Source organism: Pseudomonas anguilliseptica (assembly GCF_021375795.1).
GTDB classification, from domain to species: Bacteria; Pseudomonadota; Gammaproteobacteria; order Pseudomonadales; family Pseudomonadaceae; genus Aquipseudomonas; species Aquipseudomonas anguilliseptica_A.
This window is the reverse complement of the sequence record NZ_JAEIOI010000001.1, coordinates 459,079-477,895: the sequence shown is the minus strand read 5'-3', so window position 1 is coordinate 477,895 and position 18,817 is coordinate 459,079. Positions and strand designations below refer to the sequence as shown.

General features: G+C 64.3%; 20 protein-coding genes. 19 read left to right on the top strand and 1 reads right to left on the bottom strand.

Features of this window, described 5'->3' with window-relative positions:
* Positions 1 to 3 precede the first annotated feature (3 nt).
* The 19 genes from IOD17_RS02200 (at position 4) to IOD17_RS02110 (ending at position 17,454) form a co-directional block, all read left to right on the top strand.
* Complete coding sequence (locus IOD17_RS02200; protein WP_233683478.1) at positions 4 to 264, top strand: acyl carrier protein; 261 nt, start codon at positions 4 to 6, stop codon at positions 262 to 264.
* Positions 264 to 809 (top strand): hypothetical protein, encoded by a 546-nt coding sequence (locus tag IOD17_RS02195; RefSeq protein ID WP_233683477.1) that lies wholly within the window; start codon positions 264 to 266, stop codon positions 807 to 809. Before IOD17_RS02200 ends, IOD17_RS02195 begins: the two co-directional genes overlap by 1 nt.
* Positions 806 to 2,476, top strand: coding sequence for an acyl-CoA synthetase family protein (locus IOD17_RS02190; RefSeq protein ID WP_233683476.1), 1,671 nt, complete (start codon positions 806 to 808; stop codon positions 2,474 to 2,476). Before IOD17_RS02195 ends, IOD17_RS02190 begins: the two co-directional genes overlap by 4 nt.
* Positions 2,469 to 3,203 carry a glycosyltransferase family 2 protein gene (locus tag IOD17_RS02185; protein ID WP_233683475.1) on the top strand — a complete coding sequence of 245 codons (735 nt, stop codon included), beginning with the start codon at positions 2,469 to 2,471 and terminating at the stop codon, positions 3,201 to 3,203. Before IOD17_RS02190 ends, IOD17_RS02185 begins: the two co-directional genes overlap by 8 nt.
* Entirely contained in the window at positions 3,200 to 4,138 is a 939-nt protein-coding gene (locus IOD17_RS02180; RefSeq protein ID WP_233683474.1) for a glycosyl transferase, read from the top strand. Before IOD17_RS02185 ends, IOD17_RS02180 begins: the two co-directional genes overlap by 4 nt.
* The gene (locus tag IOD17_RS02175; protein WP_233683473.1) at positions 4,119 to 5,660 is read left to right on the top strand and encodes an HAL/PAL/TAL family ammonia-lyase; all 1,542 of its coding nucleotides are present in this window, start codon (positions 4,119 to 4,121) and stop codon (positions 5,658 to 5,660) included. Before IOD17_RS02180 ends, IOD17_RS02175 begins: the two co-directional genes overlap by 20 nt.
* Positions 5,653 to 6,078: an acyl-CoA thioesterase gene (locus IOD17_RS02170; RefSeq protein WP_233683472.1), complete on the top strand. Its 426-nt coding sequence runs from the start codon at positions 5,653 to 5,655 to the stop codon at positions 6,076 to 6,078. The genes IOD17_RS02175 and IOD17_RS02170 overlap by 8 nt, the downstream gene beginning before the upstream one ends.
* 215 nt (positions 6,079 to 6,293) lie before the next feature.
* A complete protein-coding gene (locus tag IOD17_RS02165; protein WP_233683471.1) occupies positions 6,294 to 6,974 on the top strand; it encodes an outer membrane lipoprotein carrier protein LolA in 681 nt (226 codons plus the stop codon).
* A complete protein-coding gene (locus tag IOD17_RS02160) occupies positions 6,958 to 9,303 on the top strand; it encodes an MMPL family transporter (protein WP_233683470.1) in 2,346 nt (781 codons plus the stop codon). The genes IOD17_RS02165 and IOD17_RS02160 overlap by 17 nt, the downstream gene beginning before the upstream one ends.
* Complete coding sequence (locus IOD17_RS02155) at positions 9,300 to 10,457, top strand: sodium:proton antiporter (RefSeq protein WP_233683469.1); 1,158 nt, start codon at positions 9,300 to 9,302, stop codon at positions 10,455 to 10,457. The genes IOD17_RS02160 and IOD17_RS02155 overlap by 4 nt, the downstream gene beginning before the upstream one ends.
* A complete protein-coding gene (locus IOD17_RS02150; protein ID WP_233683468.1) occupies positions 10,444 to 11,688 on the top strand; it encodes an NAD(P)/FAD-dependent oxidoreductase in 1,245 nt (414 codons plus the stop codon). Before IOD17_RS02155 ends, IOD17_RS02150 begins: the two co-directional genes overlap by 14 nt.
* Before the next feature lie 11 nt (positions 11,689 to 11,699).
* Positions 11,700 to 12,425, top strand: coding sequence for a class I SAM-dependent methyltransferase (locus IOD17_RS02145; RefSeq protein WP_233683467.1), 726 nt, complete (start codon positions 11,700 to 11,702; stop codon positions 12,423 to 12,425).
* Positions 12,425 to 12,925 carry a DUF3261 domain-containing protein gene (locus IOD17_RS02140; protein ID WP_233684495.1) on the top strand — a complete coding sequence of 167 codons (501 nt, stop codon included), beginning with the start codon at positions 12,425 to 12,427 and terminating at the stop codon, positions 12,923 to 12,925. The genes IOD17_RS02145 and IOD17_RS02140 overlap by 1 nt, the downstream gene beginning before the upstream one ends.
* On the top strand, positions 12,925 to 14,160 hold the full coding sequence (locus IOD17_RS02135; protein WP_233683466.1) for a beta-ketoacyl-[acyl-carrier-protein] synthase family protein: 1,236 nt from the start codon (positions 12,925 to 12,927) through the stop codon (positions 14,158 to 14,160). The genes IOD17_RS02140 and IOD17_RS02135 overlap by 1 nt, the downstream gene beginning before the upstream one ends.
* A complete protein-coding gene (locus IOD17_RS02130) occupies positions 14,157 to 14,621 on the top strand; it encodes a hotdog family protein (protein WP_233683465.1) in 465 nt (154 codons plus the stop codon). Before IOD17_RS02135 ends, IOD17_RS02130 begins: the two co-directional genes overlap by 4 nt.
* A complete protein-coding gene (gene fabG / locus IOD17_RS02125) occupies positions 14,618 to 15,364 on the top strand; it encodes a 3-oxoacyl-ACP reductase FabG (protein ID WP_233683464.1) in 747 nt (248 codons plus the stop codon). The genes IOD17_RS02130 and fabG overlap by 4 nt, the downstream gene beginning before the upstream one ends.
* Positions 15,364 to 16,599: a beta-ketoacyl-ACP synthase gene (locus IOD17_RS02120; protein ID WP_233683463.1), complete on the top strand. Its 1,236-nt coding sequence runs from the start codon at positions 15,364 to 15,366 to the stop codon at positions 16,597 to 16,599. Before fabG ends, IOD17_RS02120 begins: the two co-directional genes overlap by 1 nt.
* 92 nt (positions 16,600 to 16,691) lie before the next feature.
* On the top strand, positions 16,692 to 17,135 hold the full coding sequence (locus tag IOD17_RS02115; protein ID WP_233683462.1) for an excinuclease: 444 nt from the start codon (positions 16,692 to 16,694) through the stop codon (positions 17,133 to 17,135).
* Positions 17,125 to 17,454, top strand: coding sequence for a c-type cytochrome (locus tag IOD17_RS02110; RefSeq protein ID WP_233683461.1), 330 nt, complete (start codon positions 17,125 to 17,127; stop codon positions 17,452 to 17,454). The genes IOD17_RS02115 and IOD17_RS02110 overlap by 11 nt, the downstream gene beginning before the upstream one ends.
* Positions 17,455 to 17,648: 194 nt before the next feature.
* Here IOD17_RS02110 and hemE read toward each other — a convergent pair whose 3' ends face one another.
* Complete coding sequence (gene hemE / locus IOD17_RS02105; protein WP_233683460.1) at positions 17,649 to 18,716, bottom strand: uroporphyrinogen decarboxylase; 1,068 nt, start codon at positions 18,714 to 18,716, stop codon at positions 17,649 to 17,651.
* Positions 18,717 to 18,817: the final 101 nt, after the last annotated feature.

Genomic DNA, 18,817 nt, shown 5'->3' with positions numbered 1-18,817 from the left:
CCGATGCAAACCCGTGAAGAGATTTTCGACACCCTGCGCGACGCCCTGGTCGAGCTGTTCGAGCTGGAGCCCGAACGTATTACACCGGAAGCGAACCTCTATCAGGACCTTGAGATCGATAGCATTGATGCGGTCGACCTGATCGACCATATCAAGCGTCAGACCGGTAAAAAGCTTGCGGCCGAAGAGTTCAAGGCAGTGCGCACCGTTGGTGATGTGGTCGAGGCGGTGCTGCAACTGGTCAACGCCCCAGCCAGCGAATAATGAGTCGCCTATTTGGCCTGCTCCTGCTGCTGGCCGGGCTGCTCTACCCCTTTGCCGTGTATTACGGCATGGAGCACCTCTCGCCGCAGCTGTTTGCCGTCTGCCTTGGCGGCCTGTGGCTGGCCCGGGCGCTGACGCAATGGGGCAAGCCCGGCAACCGCTGGATGACCGCCATGGCCCTGAGCTTCTGCCTGCTGCTCGGCCTGGCCGGCGAGCCGGCACTGCTGCGCTGGTACCCAGTGTTGCTCAACGGCCTGTTGCTGGCGTTGTTCGGCCTCAGCCTGAAGTTCGGCCCGCCGCTGATCGAGCGCCTGGCACGCCTGAGCGAACCGCAGCTGCCGGAAGTGGCCGTGCGCTACACGCGCACCGTGACGCAGGTCTGGGCCGCTTTCTTTCTGCTCAACGGCCTGGTGGTGGTGGCGCTGAATTTCTGGGCACCGCTGAGCTGGTGGACCCTGTATACCGGGCTGATCGCGTATGGCCTGATGGGCCTGCTGTTTGCCGGTGAGTGGCTGGTGCGCCAGCACGTAAGGAGACATGAATGAACTGGCTGCCCCTCGAGCACCTGCTCGACAAAGCCCACAGCGGTCGCCCGGCAACCCCGGATATGGACCAGCCAGCGCTGCGCCAGCACGCTCTGCGCCTGGCCGCTGAGCTGCAAGCGCGTAGCGTGCAGCGTCTGGCCCTGTATCTGGACGACGCCGGCGAACTGGCGATTGCCCTGCTCGCCGCCTGGCGCGCCGGGATTGCCGTGCTGCTGCCGGCCGATGCCCAGCCGCAAACCCGCCAGCGCATGGCCAGCCAGTGCGACCTGTGGCTGGACAACCTGGATGACCTGCTAAATCCAGAAAGTGTCGCATTGCCACCAGCCACGCTGGAGCTCGACCAATGCAGGTTGACCCTGTGCACCTCCGGCTCCAGCGGTGAAGCCAAGCTGATCGACAAGTCCCTGCGCCAACTGACCAATGAAGTCGAGGCGCTGGAACAGCTGTGGGGCGCGCAACTGGGCGACGCGACCATTCTCGGCAGCGTCGCCACTCAGCATATCTACGGCCTGCTGTTTCGCGTGCTGTGGCCACTCTGCGCCGGCCGCGCGTTCCTGCGCCGCGCCCAACCGTTCCCCGAAGATTTGCAGCGCGAAAGCCTGGCAACCGGCACGGCTTTCGCCTGGGTGGCCAGCCCCGCGCTATTAAAAAGAATGGGCGACAACCTCAACTGGCCGGCGCTGCGCGCGGTGCGCCAGGTGTTTTCCTCAGGCGGCGCGCTGCCAGGTGAAACCGCCACCGAGTTGCACACGCTGCTTGGCCAATGGCCCACGGAAATCTACGGCAGCTCGGAAACCGGCGGTATCGCCTGGCGTCAGGGCGGGGAACTGTGGACGCCGTTTGCCGGCATCGTATTGGGACAAAACGCCGAAGGTGCGCTGCACCTGACCTCGCCGTATCTGCCTGCCGGCCACCGCGAGCAGACTGCCGATGCGGTGGAGCTGCAGGCCGATGGCCGCTTTGCCCTGCGCGGCCGCCTGGACCGCATCATCAAGCTGGAAGAAAAACGCATTTCCCTGCCCATGCTCGAACAGGCGCTGAGCAGCCACGAATGGCTCAGCGATGCACGCCTGGGTGTGGTGCAGGAAGGCCGTGCCTACCTCGGCGCCCTGGTTGCCCTGAGCCCGGCCGGCTTGCACGCCCTGCGCAACCAGGGCCGCAAGACTGTTACCGAAACCCTGCGCCGTCACCTGGCCGAGCATTGCGAAGCCATCGCCCTGCCCCGCCGCTGGCGTCTGCTGGCGCAGCTGCCCTACACCAGCCAGGGCAAACTGCCCCAGGCCACCGTCGAAGCCGTGCTGGCAGCGCCACGGCCGACCCAGGTCGAACCCAACTCGGCCGTCGAGCAGGACGGCGAATGGCAGTTGGAACTGGATGTACCGCTGGACCTGGCGCATTTTAGCGGGCACTTCCCGCAGACCCCGGTGCTGCCCGGCGTGGTGCAAATCGACTGGGCGCAGCAGCTGGCGCGACAGCTGATCAAGGATCTGCCGCCACGCTTCAGCGGCATGGAAGTGCTGAAATTCCAGCAGTTGGTGCGCCCCGGTGACCGTCTGCAATTGACCCTGCGTTTCGACGCCGCGCGCGGCAAGCTGTACTTCGCTTTCCGCAACGGCGAGGCCGCCTGCTCCTCCGGGCGGATTTTGCTGGGGGCTGCCAGTGCATAAGCCCTGCGCGGTAATCCCGGTCTACAACCACGAACACGCCCTACCCGTGGTGGTCGCCGCGCTGCATGCGGCCGGCCTGCCCTGCGTGCTGGTTGATGACGCATCCAGCAGCAGCTGCGCAGCGGTGATGGATCAGTTGGCCGCACAACCCGACACCCACCTCGTCCGTCTGCCAGTCAACCAGGGCAAGGGCGGCGCGGTGATGGCCGGGCTGCGTGAGGCGGCGCGGCTAGGCTTCAGCCATGCGCTGCAGGTAGACGCCGATGGCCAGCACGACCTCAGCGATCTGCCGCGCTTTATCGATGCCTCGCAAACCGCACCACACGCACTGATCTGCGGCTACCCACAGTACGACGACAGCGTGCCGAAAGGCCGCCTCTATGCGCGCTACCTGACCCACATCTGGGTGTGGATCAACACCCTGTCGCTGAGTATCCGCGACTCCATGTGCGGCTTTCGTGTCTACCCGCTGCCCGCCACTCTGGCGCTGATCGACGCGGTAAACATCGGCAAACGCATGGATTTCGACACCGAGGTACTGGTGCGCCTGGCCTGGCGCAATCAGCCGATGCACTGGCTGCCAACCAAGGTGCATTACCCGCTGGACGGCCTCTCGCACTTTCGCCTGTGGCTCGACAACGCGCTGATTTCCAAGATGCACGCCAAGCTGTTCTTCGGCATGTTAGTGCGCGCCCCACTGATTCTCTGGCACAGGTGGCGGGCATGAGTGATCAACGCCATTGGGCCAGCCAGCGCGAGCGCGGCAGTTTTATCCTGATGAAATTCACCGCCTGGCTGGCACGTGTGCTGGGCCGTCGCCTGATCAGCCCGTTGCTGTATCTGATCGTGCTGTATTTCTACCTGTTCGGCGCCAAGGCGCGGCGTAGCATCCGCCACTACCAGAGCAACCTGGCGGCCTGGAGCGGGCGCGCCGAGCTGAAGCCGACCCGGCTCTCGGTCTTCCGCCAATTCATGAGCTTCGCCGATACCCTGCTCGACAAGCTCGACGTATGGAGCGGCCGCCTCGGCCTGGAGCAGGTCGACCTGATCGACCCCGACGACCTCTGCGGCCAACTGCAACGGCAGAACCGCGGGCAGATTCTGGTGGCCGCACATCTGGGTAACCTGGAAGTCTGCCGCGCCCTGGCCGAAGTCGGCGCGCGGGTGCAGATGAACGTGCTGCTGCACACCAAACATGCCGAACAGTTCAACCGCCTGCTGGCCGACGCCGGGGCCAGCCATATGCGCCTGATCCAGGTCAGCGAACTGGACGCGGCAATCATGCTGCAATTGTCCGAGCGACTGGAACGTGGCGAATGGCTGGCGATTGCCGGCGACCGCGTACCGCTCAAGGGCAGCCGCAAAGTCAGCGTGGATTTTCTCGGCCAGCCGGCGGACTTCCCACAAGGCCCCTGGCTGCTGGCCGGGCTGCTGCAATGCCCGGTCAACCTGATGAGCTGCTTGAAGATCAATGGCCGCTACCAGGTGATCCTCGAACCCTTTATCGAGCGCCTGCCGTGGAAGCGCAGCGAGCGCGATGAAACGATCCGCCAATGCACCCAGCGTTATGCCGACCGCCTGGCCCAGCGCTGCCTGAGTGCGCCCCTGCAATGGTTCAATTTCTACCCGTTCTGGAATGAAGATGACGACACATCAGCCTGATCCCATCGTGTTTGGCGAACAGCCCCTGCGCATCGAGCAGGTCGTCGCCCTGGCCAGCCGCAGCGCCCCGGCGCAGCTGCAAAGCGATGCCGCCTACCGCGAAAAAATCGCCAAAGGCGCACGTTTTCTCGACAGCCTGCTGGACAAGGAAGGGGTGATCTACGGCGTCACCACCGGCTATGGCGACTCCTGCGTGGTGGCCGTGCCGCTGCATCAGGTCGAGGCGCTGCCGCGTCATCTGTACACCTTCCACGGCTGCGGTCTGGGCAAGCTGCTGGATCAAGCCAGCACCCGCGCCGTGCTCGCCGCACGCTTGCAGTCGCTGTGCCACGGGGTTTCCGGGGTACGCGTGGAGCTGCTCGAGCGCCTGCAAGCGTTTCTCGAATACGACGTGCTGCCGCTGATCCCGGAAGAAGGCTCGGTCGGCGCCAGTGGCGACCTCACGCCGCTGTCCTACGTTGCCGCCACCCTGTCCGGTGAGCGTGAAGTGCTGTTCAACGGCGAACGCCGCAGCGCCATCGACGTGCACAACGAGCTGGGCTGGACGCCGCTGGTGCTGCGCCCGAAAGAAGCCCTGGCGCTGATGAATGGCACTGCGGTGATGACCGCCCTGGCCTGCCAGGCGTTCTCCCGCGCCGATTACCTGCTCAAGCTGGCCACGCGCATCACCGCACTCAATGTGGTGGCGCTGGAAGGCAACCCGGAGCACTTCGACGAGCGCCTGTTCGCCGCCAAACCGCATCCGGGTCAGATGCAGGTCGCCGCCTGGCTGCGCCAGGACCTGGCCATCGACGCGCCGACCGCGCCACTGCACCGCCTGCAGGACCGTTACTCGCTGCGCTGCGCCCCGCATGTACTGGGCGTGCTGGCCGACAGCCTGGGCCTGCTGCGCCAGTTCATCGAAACCGAACTGAACAGCGCCAACGACAACCCGCTGATCGACGCCGAAGAAGAACGCGTGCTGCACGGCGGGCACTTCTACGGCGGGCATATCGCCTTCGCCATGGACAGCCTGAAGAACCTGGTGGGCAACGTCGCCGACCTGCTCGACCGCCAGCTCGCCCTGCTGGTCGACACCCGCTACAACCACGGCCTGCCGAGCAACCTGTCCGGCGCGCCGAGCGTCAGCGCAATGATCAACCACGGCTTCAAGGCCGTGCAGATCGGCACCAGCGCCTGGACCGCCGAAGCGCTGAAAAACACCCTGCCGGCCAGCGTGTTCTCGCGCTCCACCGAATGCCACAACCAGGACAAGGTGAGCATGGGCACCATCGCCGCCCGCGACGCCCTGCGCAGCCTGGAGCTGACCGAACAGGTCGCCGCCGCCACGCTGCTGGCCGCCAACCAGGGCGTGTGGCTGCGCCAGCGCGACGGCAAGAGCGATATCCCTGCGCCGGTCGCCGCCATGCGCGAGCAACTGGCCGTGGACTTCCACCCAGTGATCGAAGACCGCGCCCTGGAAGCCGAGCTGCGCCTGTGCCTGACCCGCATCCGCGAACAGCACTGGAGGCTCTATGCGTAGCAAGGGCGTATTGCAGGCGGAAATCGAACTGCAGGTGCCGTTCTTCGACGTCGACATGATGGAAGTGGTCTGGCACGGCCACTACGTCAAATACTTCGAACAAGCGCGTTGCGCCCTGCTCGACAAGCTCGGCCACAACTACGTGCAGATGCGTGACGCTGGCTACGCCTGGCCGGTGATCGACCTGCAACTGCGCTATATCCGTGGCGCACAGTTCGGCCAGCAGATCATCGTGCGCGCCGATCTGGTGGAGTGGGAGAACCGCCTGAAGATCAACTACCTGATCAGCGATGCAGCAACCGGTGACCGCATGACCCGTGGCAGCAGCGTGCAGGTCGCCGTGGAAATCGCGACGCGGGAGATGCAGTTCGCTTCGCCCAAGGTGTTGATTGAGGCGGTTGAGAAGGTGTTGGCGTGAACAGTCTTTGGGCCGGATTAAGCCGCGCGCTCAGCTCCTGCCCAACAAAAATGTTGGAGCGGGGACCGTACCCGTCAGAAGGCCGAGCGCAATCGCTGTGGAAGAGGTTGAGCGGCATGGGTGCCGCGAGAGCCGCGATGGGCCAGGGATGGCCCTTCGCGGCGGGCCTCTGGAACAGCGATGGAGCGAGGGAAGTCGAGCGCAGCGAGACCCGGATGTCGGGGTGCCCTTCTTTTTGGTTACTTTTTCTTGGGCAAGCAAGAAAAAGTGACGCGCCCGAGGGGGCGCAACCCAAGCGTAAACTCACCGCGACAATAGGCCTGACGCTAAGCCTGCTGCTGACCACCCAGGCTCACGCCTTCGACCTCGACCAACTCAGCGCCCAGCTGGCCAAACCTGCGGTGGTGCGCGGCCCACTGATTCAGGAAAAACACCTGCGCGCCCTGCCGCAGCCGCTGACCAGTCGTGGCCAGTTTGCCCTGAGCCGCGACCTCGGCCTGCTCTGGCAGCTGCACAGCCCGCTCAAACAGGATTACCGCATCGACAGCCAAGGCATCGCCAAACGCACGCCGAGCGGCTGGCAACAACAGCCGGGACAGGATGTCGCCGCCCAGCAGAGCCGGCTATTTCTCGCTGTACTCAAGGGCGACCACAGCGGTCTGGCACGAGATTTTGAGCTGCAATTAAGCGGCACCGCCGAGGCCTGGCAACTGCGTCTGGTGCCGAACTCGGTGTTGCTCAAGCAGATTTTCAGCCGTATCCAGATTGATGGCGGCGCGCTGGTGCAACGCATAGAACTGCATGAAACACAGGGCGATTACAGCGTGCTGCGCTTGCCGGATAGCCAGGCCGGCAATGCCCTGACTGAGCAGGAGCAGCGTGACTTTGCTCAGTGAACGCTGGCTGCCGCGCGGTTTTCTGCTGCTGCTCACGGCCCTGCTGATCCTCGCCGCCTGGCAATGGCGCAACGGCCCGCCCGTGGCGGCGGATATGCTCGCGCTGTTGCCTGCCGGCAGCGGCGATGCCCTAGTGCAGCAAGCCGAACAGCGTATGCAGGAGCCGCTAAACCGCGACCTGCTGCTATTGATCGGCCACCCGCAGCGTGACCAGGCGATTGCCCTGGTGCAGCAGGTGGGCGAGCAATGGCGCGGCAGCGGCCGCTTCGCCCAAGTGCAGTGGAGCGTCGACAGCGACCTCGCTGTACTGCGCGACTACCTGCGTAGCAACCGCCTGAGTCTGCTGTCGGCGGCAGATCGTCAACTGCTGCTGGAGCAACCGCAGCAGCTGATTGAACAACGCGCCGGCCAGTTGTTCGACACCTTCGGCGGTTTCAGCCTGCTGCCCATCGAGCAGGACTGGCTGGGCCTGGGCGCACGCGCGCAACAGGCGCTGAACCCCGGCAGCCGCATCCAGGCCGACCTGAGCAGCGGCGCGCTGCTGCTGGAAGAATCCGCTATGACCTGGGCCCTGCTGCGCGCCAGCGCCCAGGGCAGCGCGTTTGATATGCAGGAGCCGCCGCTGATTGCCACCCAGGTCGCCGCGACCCGCGCACAAGTCGAAACCGCCGGCGGCCAACTGCTGGCAGCGGGCGGCGTGTTGTATGCCGCCGCCGGGCAGACCAAAGCGACCCGCGAAATCAGCCTGATTGGTGGCGGCGCCACCCTCGGCACCCTGCTGCTGTTGCTGCTGGCCTTCCGCCGGGTGCGGGTGCTGGTCAGTCTGTTGCCCATCGGCATGGCCTTGCTCGCCGGCTGCACCGCCTGCGTGCTGGTGTTCGGCCAGATCAACGCGCTGACCCTGGTACTCGGTGCCAGCCTGGTCGGGGTCGCTGCGGACTATCCGCAACATTACTTAAGCAAGAGTTGGAGCAACGCCGAGGGCACAGATGGCTGGAGCAGCTGGGGCGCACTGCGCGCCACCTTGCCGGGCCTGAGTCTGAGCCTGGGCACCAACCTGATCGGCTACCTGGCGCTGGCCTTTACCCCGTTTCCGGCGCTGACCCAGGTCGCACTGTTCTCCGCCGCCGGGCTGATTGCCGCTTATCTGTGCTCGGTGTGCCTGCTGCCAGCCTGGCTGCGTGGCCTGCGGCTAAGCCCATCACCGCAGCTGCTGAGTTTTAGTCAACGCCTGCTGGCCGGCCGGGCACGCCTGCTCGGCAAGATAGGTAGCGCGCCGCTGCTGGCGCTGCTCTTGCTGTTCTGCGCCGGCGGGCTGTGGCAGCTGCACACGCAAAATGATCTGCGCCAATGGCTGGGCCAGGAGCCGCAACTGTTGGCCGAGGCCCAGCGCATTGCCGAGCTGACCGGCCAACAGCCCACCAGCCAGTTTTTTCTGGTGCGCGCGACGCATCCGCAGCAATTGCTGGAGCGCCAGGCGGCGTTGAGTCAGCGCCTGGATCAGGCAGTGCGCAACGGTCAGCTGCGTGACTATCGCGCCCTCAGCCAACTGGTCGCCCCCGACAGCCAGTTGCAGGCGTTGCGCGCGGCGCTTGGCAAACTGCCGCAGCACTGGCAGCCGCTGCTCGACCTGGGCGTCCCGCCTGCCGCACTGCAGAACGAATTGCAGGCGCTGCAACAGAACAACCCGGCCAGCCTGGAACAAGCCCTGGCCAGCCCGCTGGGTGAGGCCTGGCGGCCGCTATGGCTGGGCACCAATGCCGAGGGTGTGGCCGGCCTGGTCAGCCTGCAAGGGCTCAGCAACAGTGCCGAACTCAAACCGCTGGTCGAGGGCCTGCCGGGGGTGCAACTGGTGGACCGGATCAGCGAACTCAACGCACTGTTCAGCGCCACCCAACTTAGCGCCGCAGAATTAAAACTCATCTCCAGCGTGGCGATCCTCTTGCTGCTATGCCTGCCGTTCGGCCTCGGTGGCGCGTTGCGGGTGGTCTGCCTGCCGCTGCTGGCGGCACTGGCGGCATTGGCCTGCCTCGGCTGGCTGGGCCAGCCGCTAACCCTGTTCAGCCTGTTTGGCCTGCTGTTGATCACCGCCATCGGCGTCGATTACGCCATCCTTATGCGCGAAAACATCGGCGGCCCGGCGATCAGCCTGCTCGGCACCCTGCTCTCGGCGCTGACCAGCTGGCTGTCGTTCGGCCTGCTGCTGATCAGCGACACTCCGGCGATTGCCAACTTCGGCCTGGCGATCAGCCTGGGCCTGCTGTTCTGCTTCCTGCTCGCGCCCTGGGCCGGCAGCCAACGACCTGCCACAGCAGGAGCTGCAGCATGACGGTACTCGGCTTCTGGCTACTGGCCCTGGCGCTCTACGCCCTGGTGGCCATCGTTGGCGGCAAACGATTGATCCCCATCGTCGGCCAGTTGCTGGTTGCCAGCCTGGCGATCCCGGTCTTGCTGCTGTTCTGGGTCGAACCGCACTGGCAGCTTACGGCCTCCGACCTGCTCGCCCCGGACTGGCTGAACCTGAGTTACGGTCTGTGCTTTGCCCTGCTGCTGGGCTATATCCTCAGCGATGTGATCGATCTGGAGCTGGACAGCGCCAGCCTGAAAATCGCTCTGCCGAGTTTCCTCATACCCATGCTCGCCGGCCTGGCCTGCTCGCTGTGGCTGCTACCCGGTGAACGCAACTGGCTGAGCGCTGTGGGCATCGGCCTGCTGTTCTCGATCACCGCGATCCCGGTGCTGTACCTGTTCCTGCACAGCATCGGCTACCCGGCGGCCGCCACCAAACGCCTGCTGCATGCGGCGATTCTGATGGACGTCATGTGCTGGAGCCTGTTCGGCCTGGCGCAGGGCAGCAGCCACCCAACGACCCTGCTCTGGCCACTGCTGGCCGCCGGCCTGCCGGTACTGCTGCGTGCGTTGAAGCTGCGCCATGGCTTGTTCTACAGCCTGCCGTTCTTCGCCCTGATGCTGTTGTTCCAGCAACTGGGGCTCAACGCCCTGGTCTTCGGTATCGCCTACATGCTGTGCCTGGCCGGGCTCAAGCAACCCTTCCTGCTGCCCCTGCCGGCGCGCCACTGGAAACTGCTGCTCAATGGCCTGGCGGTGCCGCTGATTCTCACCTACGGCGTGCTGCGCGTGGATTTCCACAACATCGGCGCACACTACTCCTGGCTCTACCTCGGCGCGCTGCTGGTGCTGCCGGTACTGAGCAAGATCCTCGGCAGCTGGCTGGGCCTGCACTGGGCTGACCCGGCGGCCTCCAGCCGGATCAAATGGCAGGAGAGCCTGTTCCTGAATATTCGCGGGCTGACCGAAATCGTCTTCCTCAACCTGCTGTTGCAATTGCAGCTGATCGACACCCTGGTGTATTTCAGCTTGCTGCTGACGAGTCTGTTTTCCACACTGTTGCCAGCCCTGCTTGGCACCCGCCCAGCCACCCACGCCCTGAACGAGGTCAGAAGCCGTCATGAAGTCTCTTGAAGTCGAACAACGCCAAGTCGTAGTCATCGGTGCCGGCCCGTCCGGCGCGATTGCCGCCGCGCTACTCAAGCGCAACGGCCATGACGTGCTGGTGCTGGAGCGCCAGCGCTTCCCGCGCTTCTCGATCGGCGAGAGCCTGCTGTCGCACTGTCTGGACTTCGTCGAAGAAGCCGGGATGCTCGATGCGGTGCGCGCAGCGGGCTTCCAGACCAAACATGGCGCAGCCTTTGGCTGGGGCGAGCGTTACACCGAGTTCGATTTCCGCGACACCTTCACCAAAGGTCAAGGCTCGACCTATCAGGTGCTGCGCGCCGATTTCGACAAGCTGCTGGCCGACCAGGCCGAGTTGCAAGGCGTGGAAATCCGCTATGAAGAAGAAATCTTCGCCGTCGATTTCAGCGGTGACTGCCCGCGCCTCTCGGTACGCCGCCTCGCCGATGGCCACGAATACCAGGTCGAATGCGCCTTCGTCCTCGATGGCAGTGGCTACGGCCGTGTGCTGCCGCGCCTGCTCGACCTCGACACACCGTCGAACTTCCCGGTGCGTCAGGCGGTGTTCACCCACGTCGAAGACCGCAGCGAAGGCACTGGCTTCGACCGTGAGAAGATTCTCATCACCACTCACCCGACCCTGCGCGACGTGTGGTTCTGGACCATCCCGTTCAGCAACGGTCGCTGCTCGGTGGGCGTCGTCGCCGATGCCACCCGCTATGAGGGTCGCCCAGAGGATCTGGACGCCTGCTTGAAGCAATTTATCGAAGAGACTCCCAGCCTGCACAAGGTGCTGAAAAATGCCGTATGGGACACCCCGGCGCGCACCATCGGCGGCTACTCGGCCAACGTGAAAACCCTGCATGGCCCAGGCTTTGCCCTGCTCGGCAACGCGGCGGAATTCCTCGACCCGGTGTTCAGCTCTGGGGTGACCATCGCCATGCGCTCGGCGAGCATGGCCGCCGGCCTGCTGCACCGCCAACTCAGCGGCGAAGCGGTGGACTGGGAGCAGGACTTTGCCATTCCGCTCAAACGCGGCGTCGACACTTTCCGCGTGTATGTCGAAGGTTGGTACGACGGCAGCTTCCAGGACGTGATCTATTTCGAGAAGGCCCAGCCGGAGATCCGCCGCATGATCAGCTCGATCCTCGCCGGCTACGCCTGGGACCAGAACAACCCCTATGTCGCCGAGCCGCGCCGCCGCCTGCGGGTGCTCGCCGAGCTCTGCGCCAGCAACTGATAAGGACATCCATGAACAACCCGGCCACCAGCTACGTCGAGGAAACCCGTTTCGGTTTCTGGTTCCTGCAGAGCCACGTCTGGCAGCACCATGTGCTGCGCGTGGCGATCAATGACCTGCGCGGCCTGTTTGACGGTCCGCTGCCAGAAGCGCCGGTGCTGCTGGATGCCGGCTGCGGCCAGGGCAAGTCCTTCGGCTTGCTCAATGAAGCGTTTGCACCTGCGCGAATGATCGGTCTGGATGCCGACCCGCACAGCCTCGACTGCTCGCGCGCCGAGGCAGAGCGGCTGGGCCTGGAGGTGCAGCTGCTCACCAGCGACTGCGCGGCCATCGACCTGGCCGATGCCAGCGTTGACCTGCTGTTCTGTCACCAGACCTTCCACCACCTGGTCGAGCAGGAGCAGGCCCTGGCCGAGTTCTGGCGCGTGCTCAAGCCAGGCGGTTACCTGCTGTTTGCCGAATCGACCCAGTACTATATCGACACCTGGGTGATCCGCTGGCTGTTCCGCCACCCCATGCATGTGCAGAAAAGCGCCGAAGGCTATCTGGCTATGCTGCGCGATCAGGGCTTCGAATTTGCCGCCGACAATATCTCCTACCCCTATTTGTGGTGGAGCCGCTCCAAGGACTTTGGCTTGCTGGAACGCTGGGGCCTGATGAAAGCCAAACCGGTTGGCCAACGCAACGAAACCCTGGTCAACGTGGTGGCGCGCAAGCCGCTGGAACCATGCACCTGATGCGCCGCGCCTGGCTTATCGGCTGCTGCCTGCTGCTCGCGGCCTGCGCCGTGCAGACGCCACTGCCAGCCCAGTCACCCAGCCTGACCGCGCCGCTGCCACTGGCCCTGCAGGTGCAGCGCCAGCAGGCCGCCAACCAGCACACCTGGTGGCTGGTGCTGCAGGACGAACCACAGGGGTTGCGCGCCTCGCTGTTCGACCCGCTCGGCGTGCCGCTGGCGCGGCAGATGCTGCGTGATGGCGCATGGCACAGCGACGGCCTCTTACCACCCAACGCCGAAGCCCGCGAACTGTTCGCCGCCCTGCTGTTCGCCCTTACGCCCAGCGCGCAACTGCCCAGTCACTACCCTGGGGGCAACTGGCAACTGGACACCGATGGCACGCGCCGGCTTAACCCGCAGTGGCGAATCAGTTACCGTGCGCCGCTGGATTTCACCCTGGAGCGCTCGCTTGATCTGATCTATCAGGTCAGCGCCCTCCCTGACGATAAGGCACCCTGATGGCCGCATACCTCTCAGCCCTGGGCCTCAACTGTGCCCTCGGCCAAGGCAAACAGGCGGTCGCAGCCGCGCTGTTTGCTGGCGACACCAGCGGCATGCACCAGCAAAACGGCTGGGTGACCGAGCACACGCTGACCGTCGGCGCCGTACCTGGCGAGCTGCCAGAGTTGCCGGCCCTGCCGGGCCATCCGCCGAGTCGCAACAATCAGCTGCTGCTGGCGGCCGCCCTGGAAATCGAGGGTGAATTGCGCGCGGCCATCAACCGCTTCGGTGCCGAGCGCATCGGCGTAGTGCTCGGCACCAGCACCTCAGGCATCGAAGAAGCCAGCCAGGGCATCGGCCAGTACCTTAAACAGGGGGCGCTGCCGGCATCCTATGATTACGCCCAGCAAGAACTGGCCGAGCCGGCAAACTTCCTCAGTGACTGGCTGGGCCTCAGCGGGCCGTGCTTCAGCATTTCCACCGCCTGCACCTCGGGCGCCCGCGCGCTGCTCAGCGCCCAGCGCCTGCTTGACCTGGGCGTGTGCGATGCAGTGATCTGCGGCGGCGTGGACAGCCTGTGCCGCCTGACCCTGAATGGTTTCTCCGCCCTGGAAGCGGTCTCGGCCGAACGCTGCAACCCGTTTTCCGCCAACCGGAACGGCATCAATATCGGCGAGGGCGCGGCGCTGTTTCTTATGACCAAAGAGCGCCTGAGCACTGAACCCGCAGGCTCTACCGTGCCCATCGCCCTGCTCGGCGGCGGCGCGACCTCCGATGCCCACCATATTTCCGCACCGCAGCCCGATGGCCTGGGGGCTCAGGCCGCCATGCGCAAAGCTCTGGCTGCGGCAGGCATCAGGGCGGAGCAGGTCGATTATCTGAACCTGCATGGCACTGCCACCACCCACAACGACGCCATGGAAAGCCAGGCGGTGCAGGCCATCTTCCCCCATGGCGTGGCCTGTTCATCGAGCAAGCCCATGGTTGGCCATACGCTCGGCGCGGCCGGGGCGCTGGAAGCGGCCTTCTGCTGGTTGACCCTGAGTGAGTTCAATCCGCAGCAGTTGCTGCCGCCGCATATCTGGGACGGTCAGGCCGACCCGGCACTGCCGGCACTCAACCTGGTGCAACCCGGCGCACCGCTGAGCGGCAACCGCCCACGCCGACTGATGAGCAACTCGTTCGCCTTTGGCGGCAACAATATCAGCCTGCTCTTGGGTGAAGAGCCGGGTGAAGCAGGAGAGCCACGATGAGCCAATGGCCAATCGCCGAACTGATTCCCCATGCCGGCGACATGATCCTGATCGATCAGGTGCTGCGCTTTGGTGACGAAGACATCGAAACCCAGCTCACCGTGCGCGACGGCAATCTGTTCAGCCAGGCAGACGGCAGCCTGCCCGCCTGGGTCGGCATCGAGTTGATGGCGCAGAGCGTGGCCGCCTATGCCGGCTGCCAGGCGCGCCTGCTGGATCAGCCGGTGGAGCTGGGCTTTCTGCTCGGCACGCGCAATTACCAATGCAGCGTCGAGCGCTTTCCAGCCGGCGCCGTGTTGCATATCCACGCCAGCCGCTCGTTGCAGGACGACAACGGCATGGGCGTGTTCGAGTGCCACCTGCGCGGCCCCGACATCGAGGCCAGCGCACGCCTCAACGTATTCCGCCCACCGCAAGTGGCCAGTTATCTTCAGGAAGAATTTCAAGGGTCCCCGTCATGAACCAAACAACGGCCACGCGTGAAACCATTCTGGTCACCGGCTCCAGCCGTGGCATCGGCCGGGCGATTGCCTTGCGCCTGGCCAAAAGCGGCTATGACATCGTGCTGCATTGCCGTTCGCGCCGCGATGAAGCCGAAGCGGTGCAGGCGCAGATCGAGGCGCTAGGCCAGCAGGCACGCATCCTGCAATTCGATGTATCCGACCGCGCTGCTTGCCGTGCGGCGCTGGAAGCCGATGTCGAGCAGCACGGCGCGTACTATGGGGTCGTGTGTAATGCAGGGTTGACCCGCGATGGCGCCTTCCCGGCACTGAGTGACGAGGACTGGGACATCGTTATGCGCACCAACCTCGACGGCTTCTACAACGTCCTGCACCCACTGACCATGCCGATGATTCGCCGCCGCAAACCGGGCCGCATCGTCTGCATCACCTCGGTCTCCGGGCTGATCGGCAACCGCGGCCAGGTCAACTACAGCGCCTCCAAGGCCGGCATCATCGGCGCGGCCAAGGCCTTGGCGATTGAGCTGGGCAAGCGCAAGATCACGGTCAACTGTGTGGCGCCGGGGCTTATCGACACCGAAATCCTCGATGCTGACGTTCCGGTCGAGGAAATCCTCAAGATGGTCCCGGCCGCTCGCATGGGCACCCCGGAAGAAGTGGCCGGCGCGGTGAATTTTCTGATGTCCGAGGAGGCGGCTTACATTACCCGCCAGGTCCTCGCGGTGAACGGTGGGTTGTGCTGATGAACGGTTGCAAACGGGTTGTAGTCACCGGCATGGCCGGGGTGACCTCGCTGGGCAGCGACTGGTCAACGATTGAAGCGAATTTCAAAGCCGGCAAAAGCGGCATTCGCTACATGCATGAGTGGGATAGGTTCAGCGAACTGAACACCCGCCTCGGCGGCCCAGTGGATGATTTCGTCACCCCCAAGCACTGGAACCGCAAGCAGACCCGCAGCATGGGCCGCGTGTCGAAACTGGCCGTCTACGCCGCCGAGCGCGCCCTGGAACACGCCGGCCTGCTAGGCGATGAGCGCATTCAGGATGGCCGTATGGGCGTGGCCTGCGGCTCGTCCACCGGCAGCACCGACGAGATCAAGGCGTTCGGCAATATGCTGCTCAACTCGGTTGCCGACGGCCTTAACGCCAACTCCTATATCCGCATGATGCCGCACACCACCGCGGCCAATATCAGCATCTTTTTCGGTCTCAAGGGCCGCCTGATTCCCACCTCCAGCGCCTGCACCAGTGGCAGCCAGGGTATCGGCTACGCCTATGAAGCGATCAAGTTCGGCCGCCTGCCAATGATGCTCGCCGGTGGCGCCGAGGAGCTGTGCCCGACTGAGGCCATGGTCTTCGATGCGCTGTACGCCACCAGCTTGAAAAACGATGCCCCACACACCTCGCCGCGCCCTTACGACAGTGGCCGTGATGGCCTGGTAATCGGTGAAGGCGCCGGCATTCTGGTGCTGGAAGAGCTGGAACATGCACTGGCGCGGGGCGCGACCATCCACGCCGAGATCGTCGGCTTTGGCTGCAACGCCGATGGCCAGCACGCCACCAAACCGGTGCAGGCCACCATGCGTGGGGCGATGGAACTGGCGCTGCAGGATGCCGGCTTAGTCCCCTCGGCCATCGGCTACGTCAACGGCCACGGCACCGCCACCGACCAGGGCGATGTCGCCGAAACCCTGGCGACCCAGGAGCTGTTCGGCAACCAGATGCCGATCAGCTCGCAGAAGAGCTACTTTGGCCACACCCTGGGTGCCTGTGGCGCACTGGAGTCCTGGTTCAGTATCGAAATGCTGAACCAGGACAACTATGTACCCACGCTGAATCTGGAAAATATCGATCCAGCCTGTGGTGAACTGGACTATCTGCGCGGCGAGTTCCGCCAGATGAGCCACCAGTACGTGATGAACAACAACTTCGCCTTTGGCGGCGTGAATACATCGCTGATCTTCAAACGCTGGAGCTAAAAAACAGCTGGATTACACTGGTGTGTGCTGATAACACCTTTTACGCAACTCACAAGCAGTTCCCAGAAAAGCCTCATAACAAGGAGCGACCCATGAACGCCAAATCCTGGATTCTCGCAGCAGCCTGCATCAGCCTGTTCCCCGCCGTCAGCCAGGCCCGTGACACCGCTCACTTCCTGCCCTTCGAGACCGCCGTACAGGAAGCCCTGAATGCCGGTCGCCTCGACGGCAGCGTGAAGTTCTACCTGGCCGGCAACAAACCGGCCGGCTCGGTCAGCGTGATCAAATCCGGCGTGACCACCAGCCAGAAAACTAACGCATTCAACAAAAGCGATGAAGCCGCCTGCAGCTGGGCCCTGCAATCGGCGCTGATCCGCTTCCAGAACGCCGCCAAGGCCGCCGGCGCCAATGCCGTGGTCGACCTGGCCAGCAACTACAAGAACGTCGAGTACAAGGACAGCCAGAAATACGAATGCCATGCCGGTGCGGTGATGGCAGGCGTGGCTCTCAAAGGGAACCTGGCCAATGTCAAATAAGCCCGCGCTGCTCGGTTTGCTTGCGGCATTGACGCTGTTCGGCAGCCTGCCCGCGCAGGCTGAAGTGGACGGCCAGCAGCTGTACCGCCAACATTGCGTCAAATGCCACGCTGCAGACGGCCGCGCCAACACCCTGCGCGGCTGGCTGTTCTTTGCGCAGAACCTGAGCAAGGCCAAGTGGCAGGACAACAACAGCGACAGCGATATTCTCGAAGCCATTCAGGAAGGCCCAGGCGCCATGCCCGGTTACGCCGAGAAGCTCAGCGAAGCCGAACAGCTGGCACTGGTAAAGACCGTACGCGATTTGCGTAAGCCCTGAGAACCTGCCACGGTTCTGCTGCGCGTCGGCGATACGGCGTTAAAAATGGCCTCGGAATGCTCATTTACACCAGTAAACTCCGCTTCCTCGGCCATTTTTGCCTTGTCTCGCTCTAGCTCGCGAGATCCGAGTCAGGTTCTAAGAAACGTAGATAAAACAAAGGCCGCTGATGCGGCCTTTGTTTTGTGCTGGGCTTACTGGTGGTACTGCGCGGACAACTCATGCACCGCCTCGAAGAAGGCGCGCGCATGCTCAGGGTCGACTTCCGGGGTGATGCCGTGGCCAAGGTTGAACACCTGGCCGCTGCCATGACCATAGGCTGCGAGAATACGCCCCACCTCGGCGCGAATTGCCGCCGGGTTGGCGTACAGCACGCTCGGGTCCATATTGCCCTGCAACGCCACCTTGCTGCCGACGCGGGCACGGGCGCTGCCGATATCGCAGGTCCAGTCCAGGCCCAGGGCTTCGGCACCGCTGTCCGCCATGGATTCCAGCCACAGACCGCCCCCCTTGGTGAACAGGATCACCGGCACACGGCGCCCATCGTGCTCGCGAATCAGGCCGTCGATGATCTGCTGCATATAGCGCAGGGAGAACTCCTGATACGCCGCCGCAGACAGCGAGCCGCCCCAGGAGTCGAAAATCTGCACGGCCTGCGCACCGGCCTTGATCTGCCCGTTGAGGTAGGCAGTCACCGACTGCGCCAGCTTGTCGAGCAGCGCATGCATGGCCTGCGGGTTGTCGTAAAGCATGGCCTTGGACTTGCGGAAATCCTTGCTGGAGCCGCCTTCGACCATGTAGGTGGCCAACGTCCAGGGGCTGCCGGTAAAGCCGATCAGCGGCACACGGCCATTTAGCTCGCGGCGAATGGTGCGCACGGCGTCCATCACGTACCCCAGGTCCTGCTCCGGATCGGGGATCGGCAGCGCCTCGATATCGGCCATAGAACTGATGACCTTCTTGAAACGCGGACCTTCGCCGGTTTCAAAATACAGGCCCTGGCCCATGGCATCGGGGATGGTCAGGATGTCGGAGAACAGAATCGCCGCGTCCAGCTGCGGGTAACGATCCAGCGGCTGAATGGTGACCTCACAGGCCAGCTCAGGGTTCTTCATCAGGCTGACGAAATCCCCGGCCTTGGCGCGGGTAGCGCGGTACTCCGGCAGGTAACGACCGGCCTGACGCATCATCCACACGGGGGTGACGTCGACAGGTTGCTTGAGCAGAGCACGGAGAAAGCGGTCGTTCTTCAGGGTGGACATGGCAGGATTCCTGGAAATCAGCAGGGAAACTTCACGGCGGAAAGTATGCGGACCCCGCCATGCGGCGTCCCCCTCCTCCGGGCGGGCTCCCGGATCGCAGG

Bases quoted from the DNA above. Each gene is read 5' to 3' on its own strand.
- IOD17_RS02200 (WP_233683478.1), top strand. From the start codon at position 4: ATGCAAACCCGTGAAGAGATTTTCGACACCCTGCGCGACGCCCTGGTC.
- IOD17_RS02195 (WP_233683477.1), top strand. From the start codon at position 264: ATGAGTCGCCTATTTGGCCTGCTCCTGCTGCTGGCCGGGCTGCTCTAC.
- IOD17_RS02190 (WP_233683476.1), top strand. From the start codon at position 806: ATGAACTGGCTGCCCCTCGAGCACCTGCTCGACAAAGCCCACAGCGGT.
- IOD17_RS02180 (WP_233683474.1), top strand. From the start codon at position 3,200: ATGAGTGATCAACGCCATTGGGCCAGCCAGCGCGAGCGCGGCAGTTTT.
- IOD17_RS02175 (WP_233683473.1), top strand. From the start codon at position 4,119: ATGACGACACATCAGCCTGATCCCATCGTGTTTGGCGAACAGCCCCTG.
- IOD17_RS02170 (WP_233683472.1), top strand. From the start codon at position 5,653: ATGCGTAGCAAGGGCGTATTGCAGGCGGAAATCGAACTGCAGGTGCCG.
- IOD17_RS02165 (WP_233683471.1), top strand. From the start codon at position 6,294: ATGTCGGGGTGCCCTTCTTTTTGGTTACTTTTTCTTGGGCAAGCAAGA.
- IOD17_RS02155 (WP_233683469.1), top strand. From the start codon at position 9,300: ATGACGGTACTCGGCTTCTGGCTACTGGCCCTGGCGCTCTACGCCCTG.
- IOD17_RS02150 (WP_233683468.1), top strand. From the start codon at position 10,444: ATGAAGTCTCTTGAAGTCGAACAACGCCAAGTCGTAGTCATCGGTGCC.
- IOD17_RS02145 (WP_233683467.1), top strand. From the start codon at position 11,700: ATGAACAACCCGGCCACCAGCTACGTCGAGGAAACCCGTTTCGGTTTC.
- IOD17_RS02140 (WP_233684495.1), top strand. From the start codon at position 12,425: ATGCGCCGCGCCTGGCTTATCGGCTGCTGCCTGCTGCTCGCGGCCTGC.
- IOD17_RS02135 (WP_233683466.1), top strand. From the start codon at position 12,925: ATGGCCGCATACCTCTCAGCCCTGGGCCTCAACTGTGCCCTCGGCCAA.
- IOD17_RS02130 (WP_233683465.1), top strand. From the start codon at position 14,157: ATGAGCCAATGGCCAATCGCCGAACTGATTCCCCATGCCGGCGACATG.
- fabG (WP_233683464.1), top strand. From the start codon at position 14,618: ATGAACCAAACAACGGCCACGCGTGAAACCATTCTGGTCACCGGCTCC.
- IOD17_RS02120 (WP_233683463.1), top strand. From the start codon at position 15,364: ATGAACGGTTGCAAACGGGTTGTAGTCACCGGCATGGCCGGGGTGACC.
- IOD17_RS02115 (WP_233683462.1), top strand. From the start codon at position 16,692: ATGAACGCCAAATCCTGGATTCTCGCAGCAGCCTGCATCAGCCTGTTC.
- IOD17_RS02110 (WP_233683461.1), top strand. From the start codon at position 17,125: ATGTCAAATAAGCCCGCGCTGCTCGGTTTGCTTGCGGCATTGACGCTG.
- hemE (WP_233683460.1), bottom strand. From the start codon at position 18,716: ATGTCCACCCTGAAGAACGACCGCTTTCTCCGTGCTCTGCTCAAGCAA.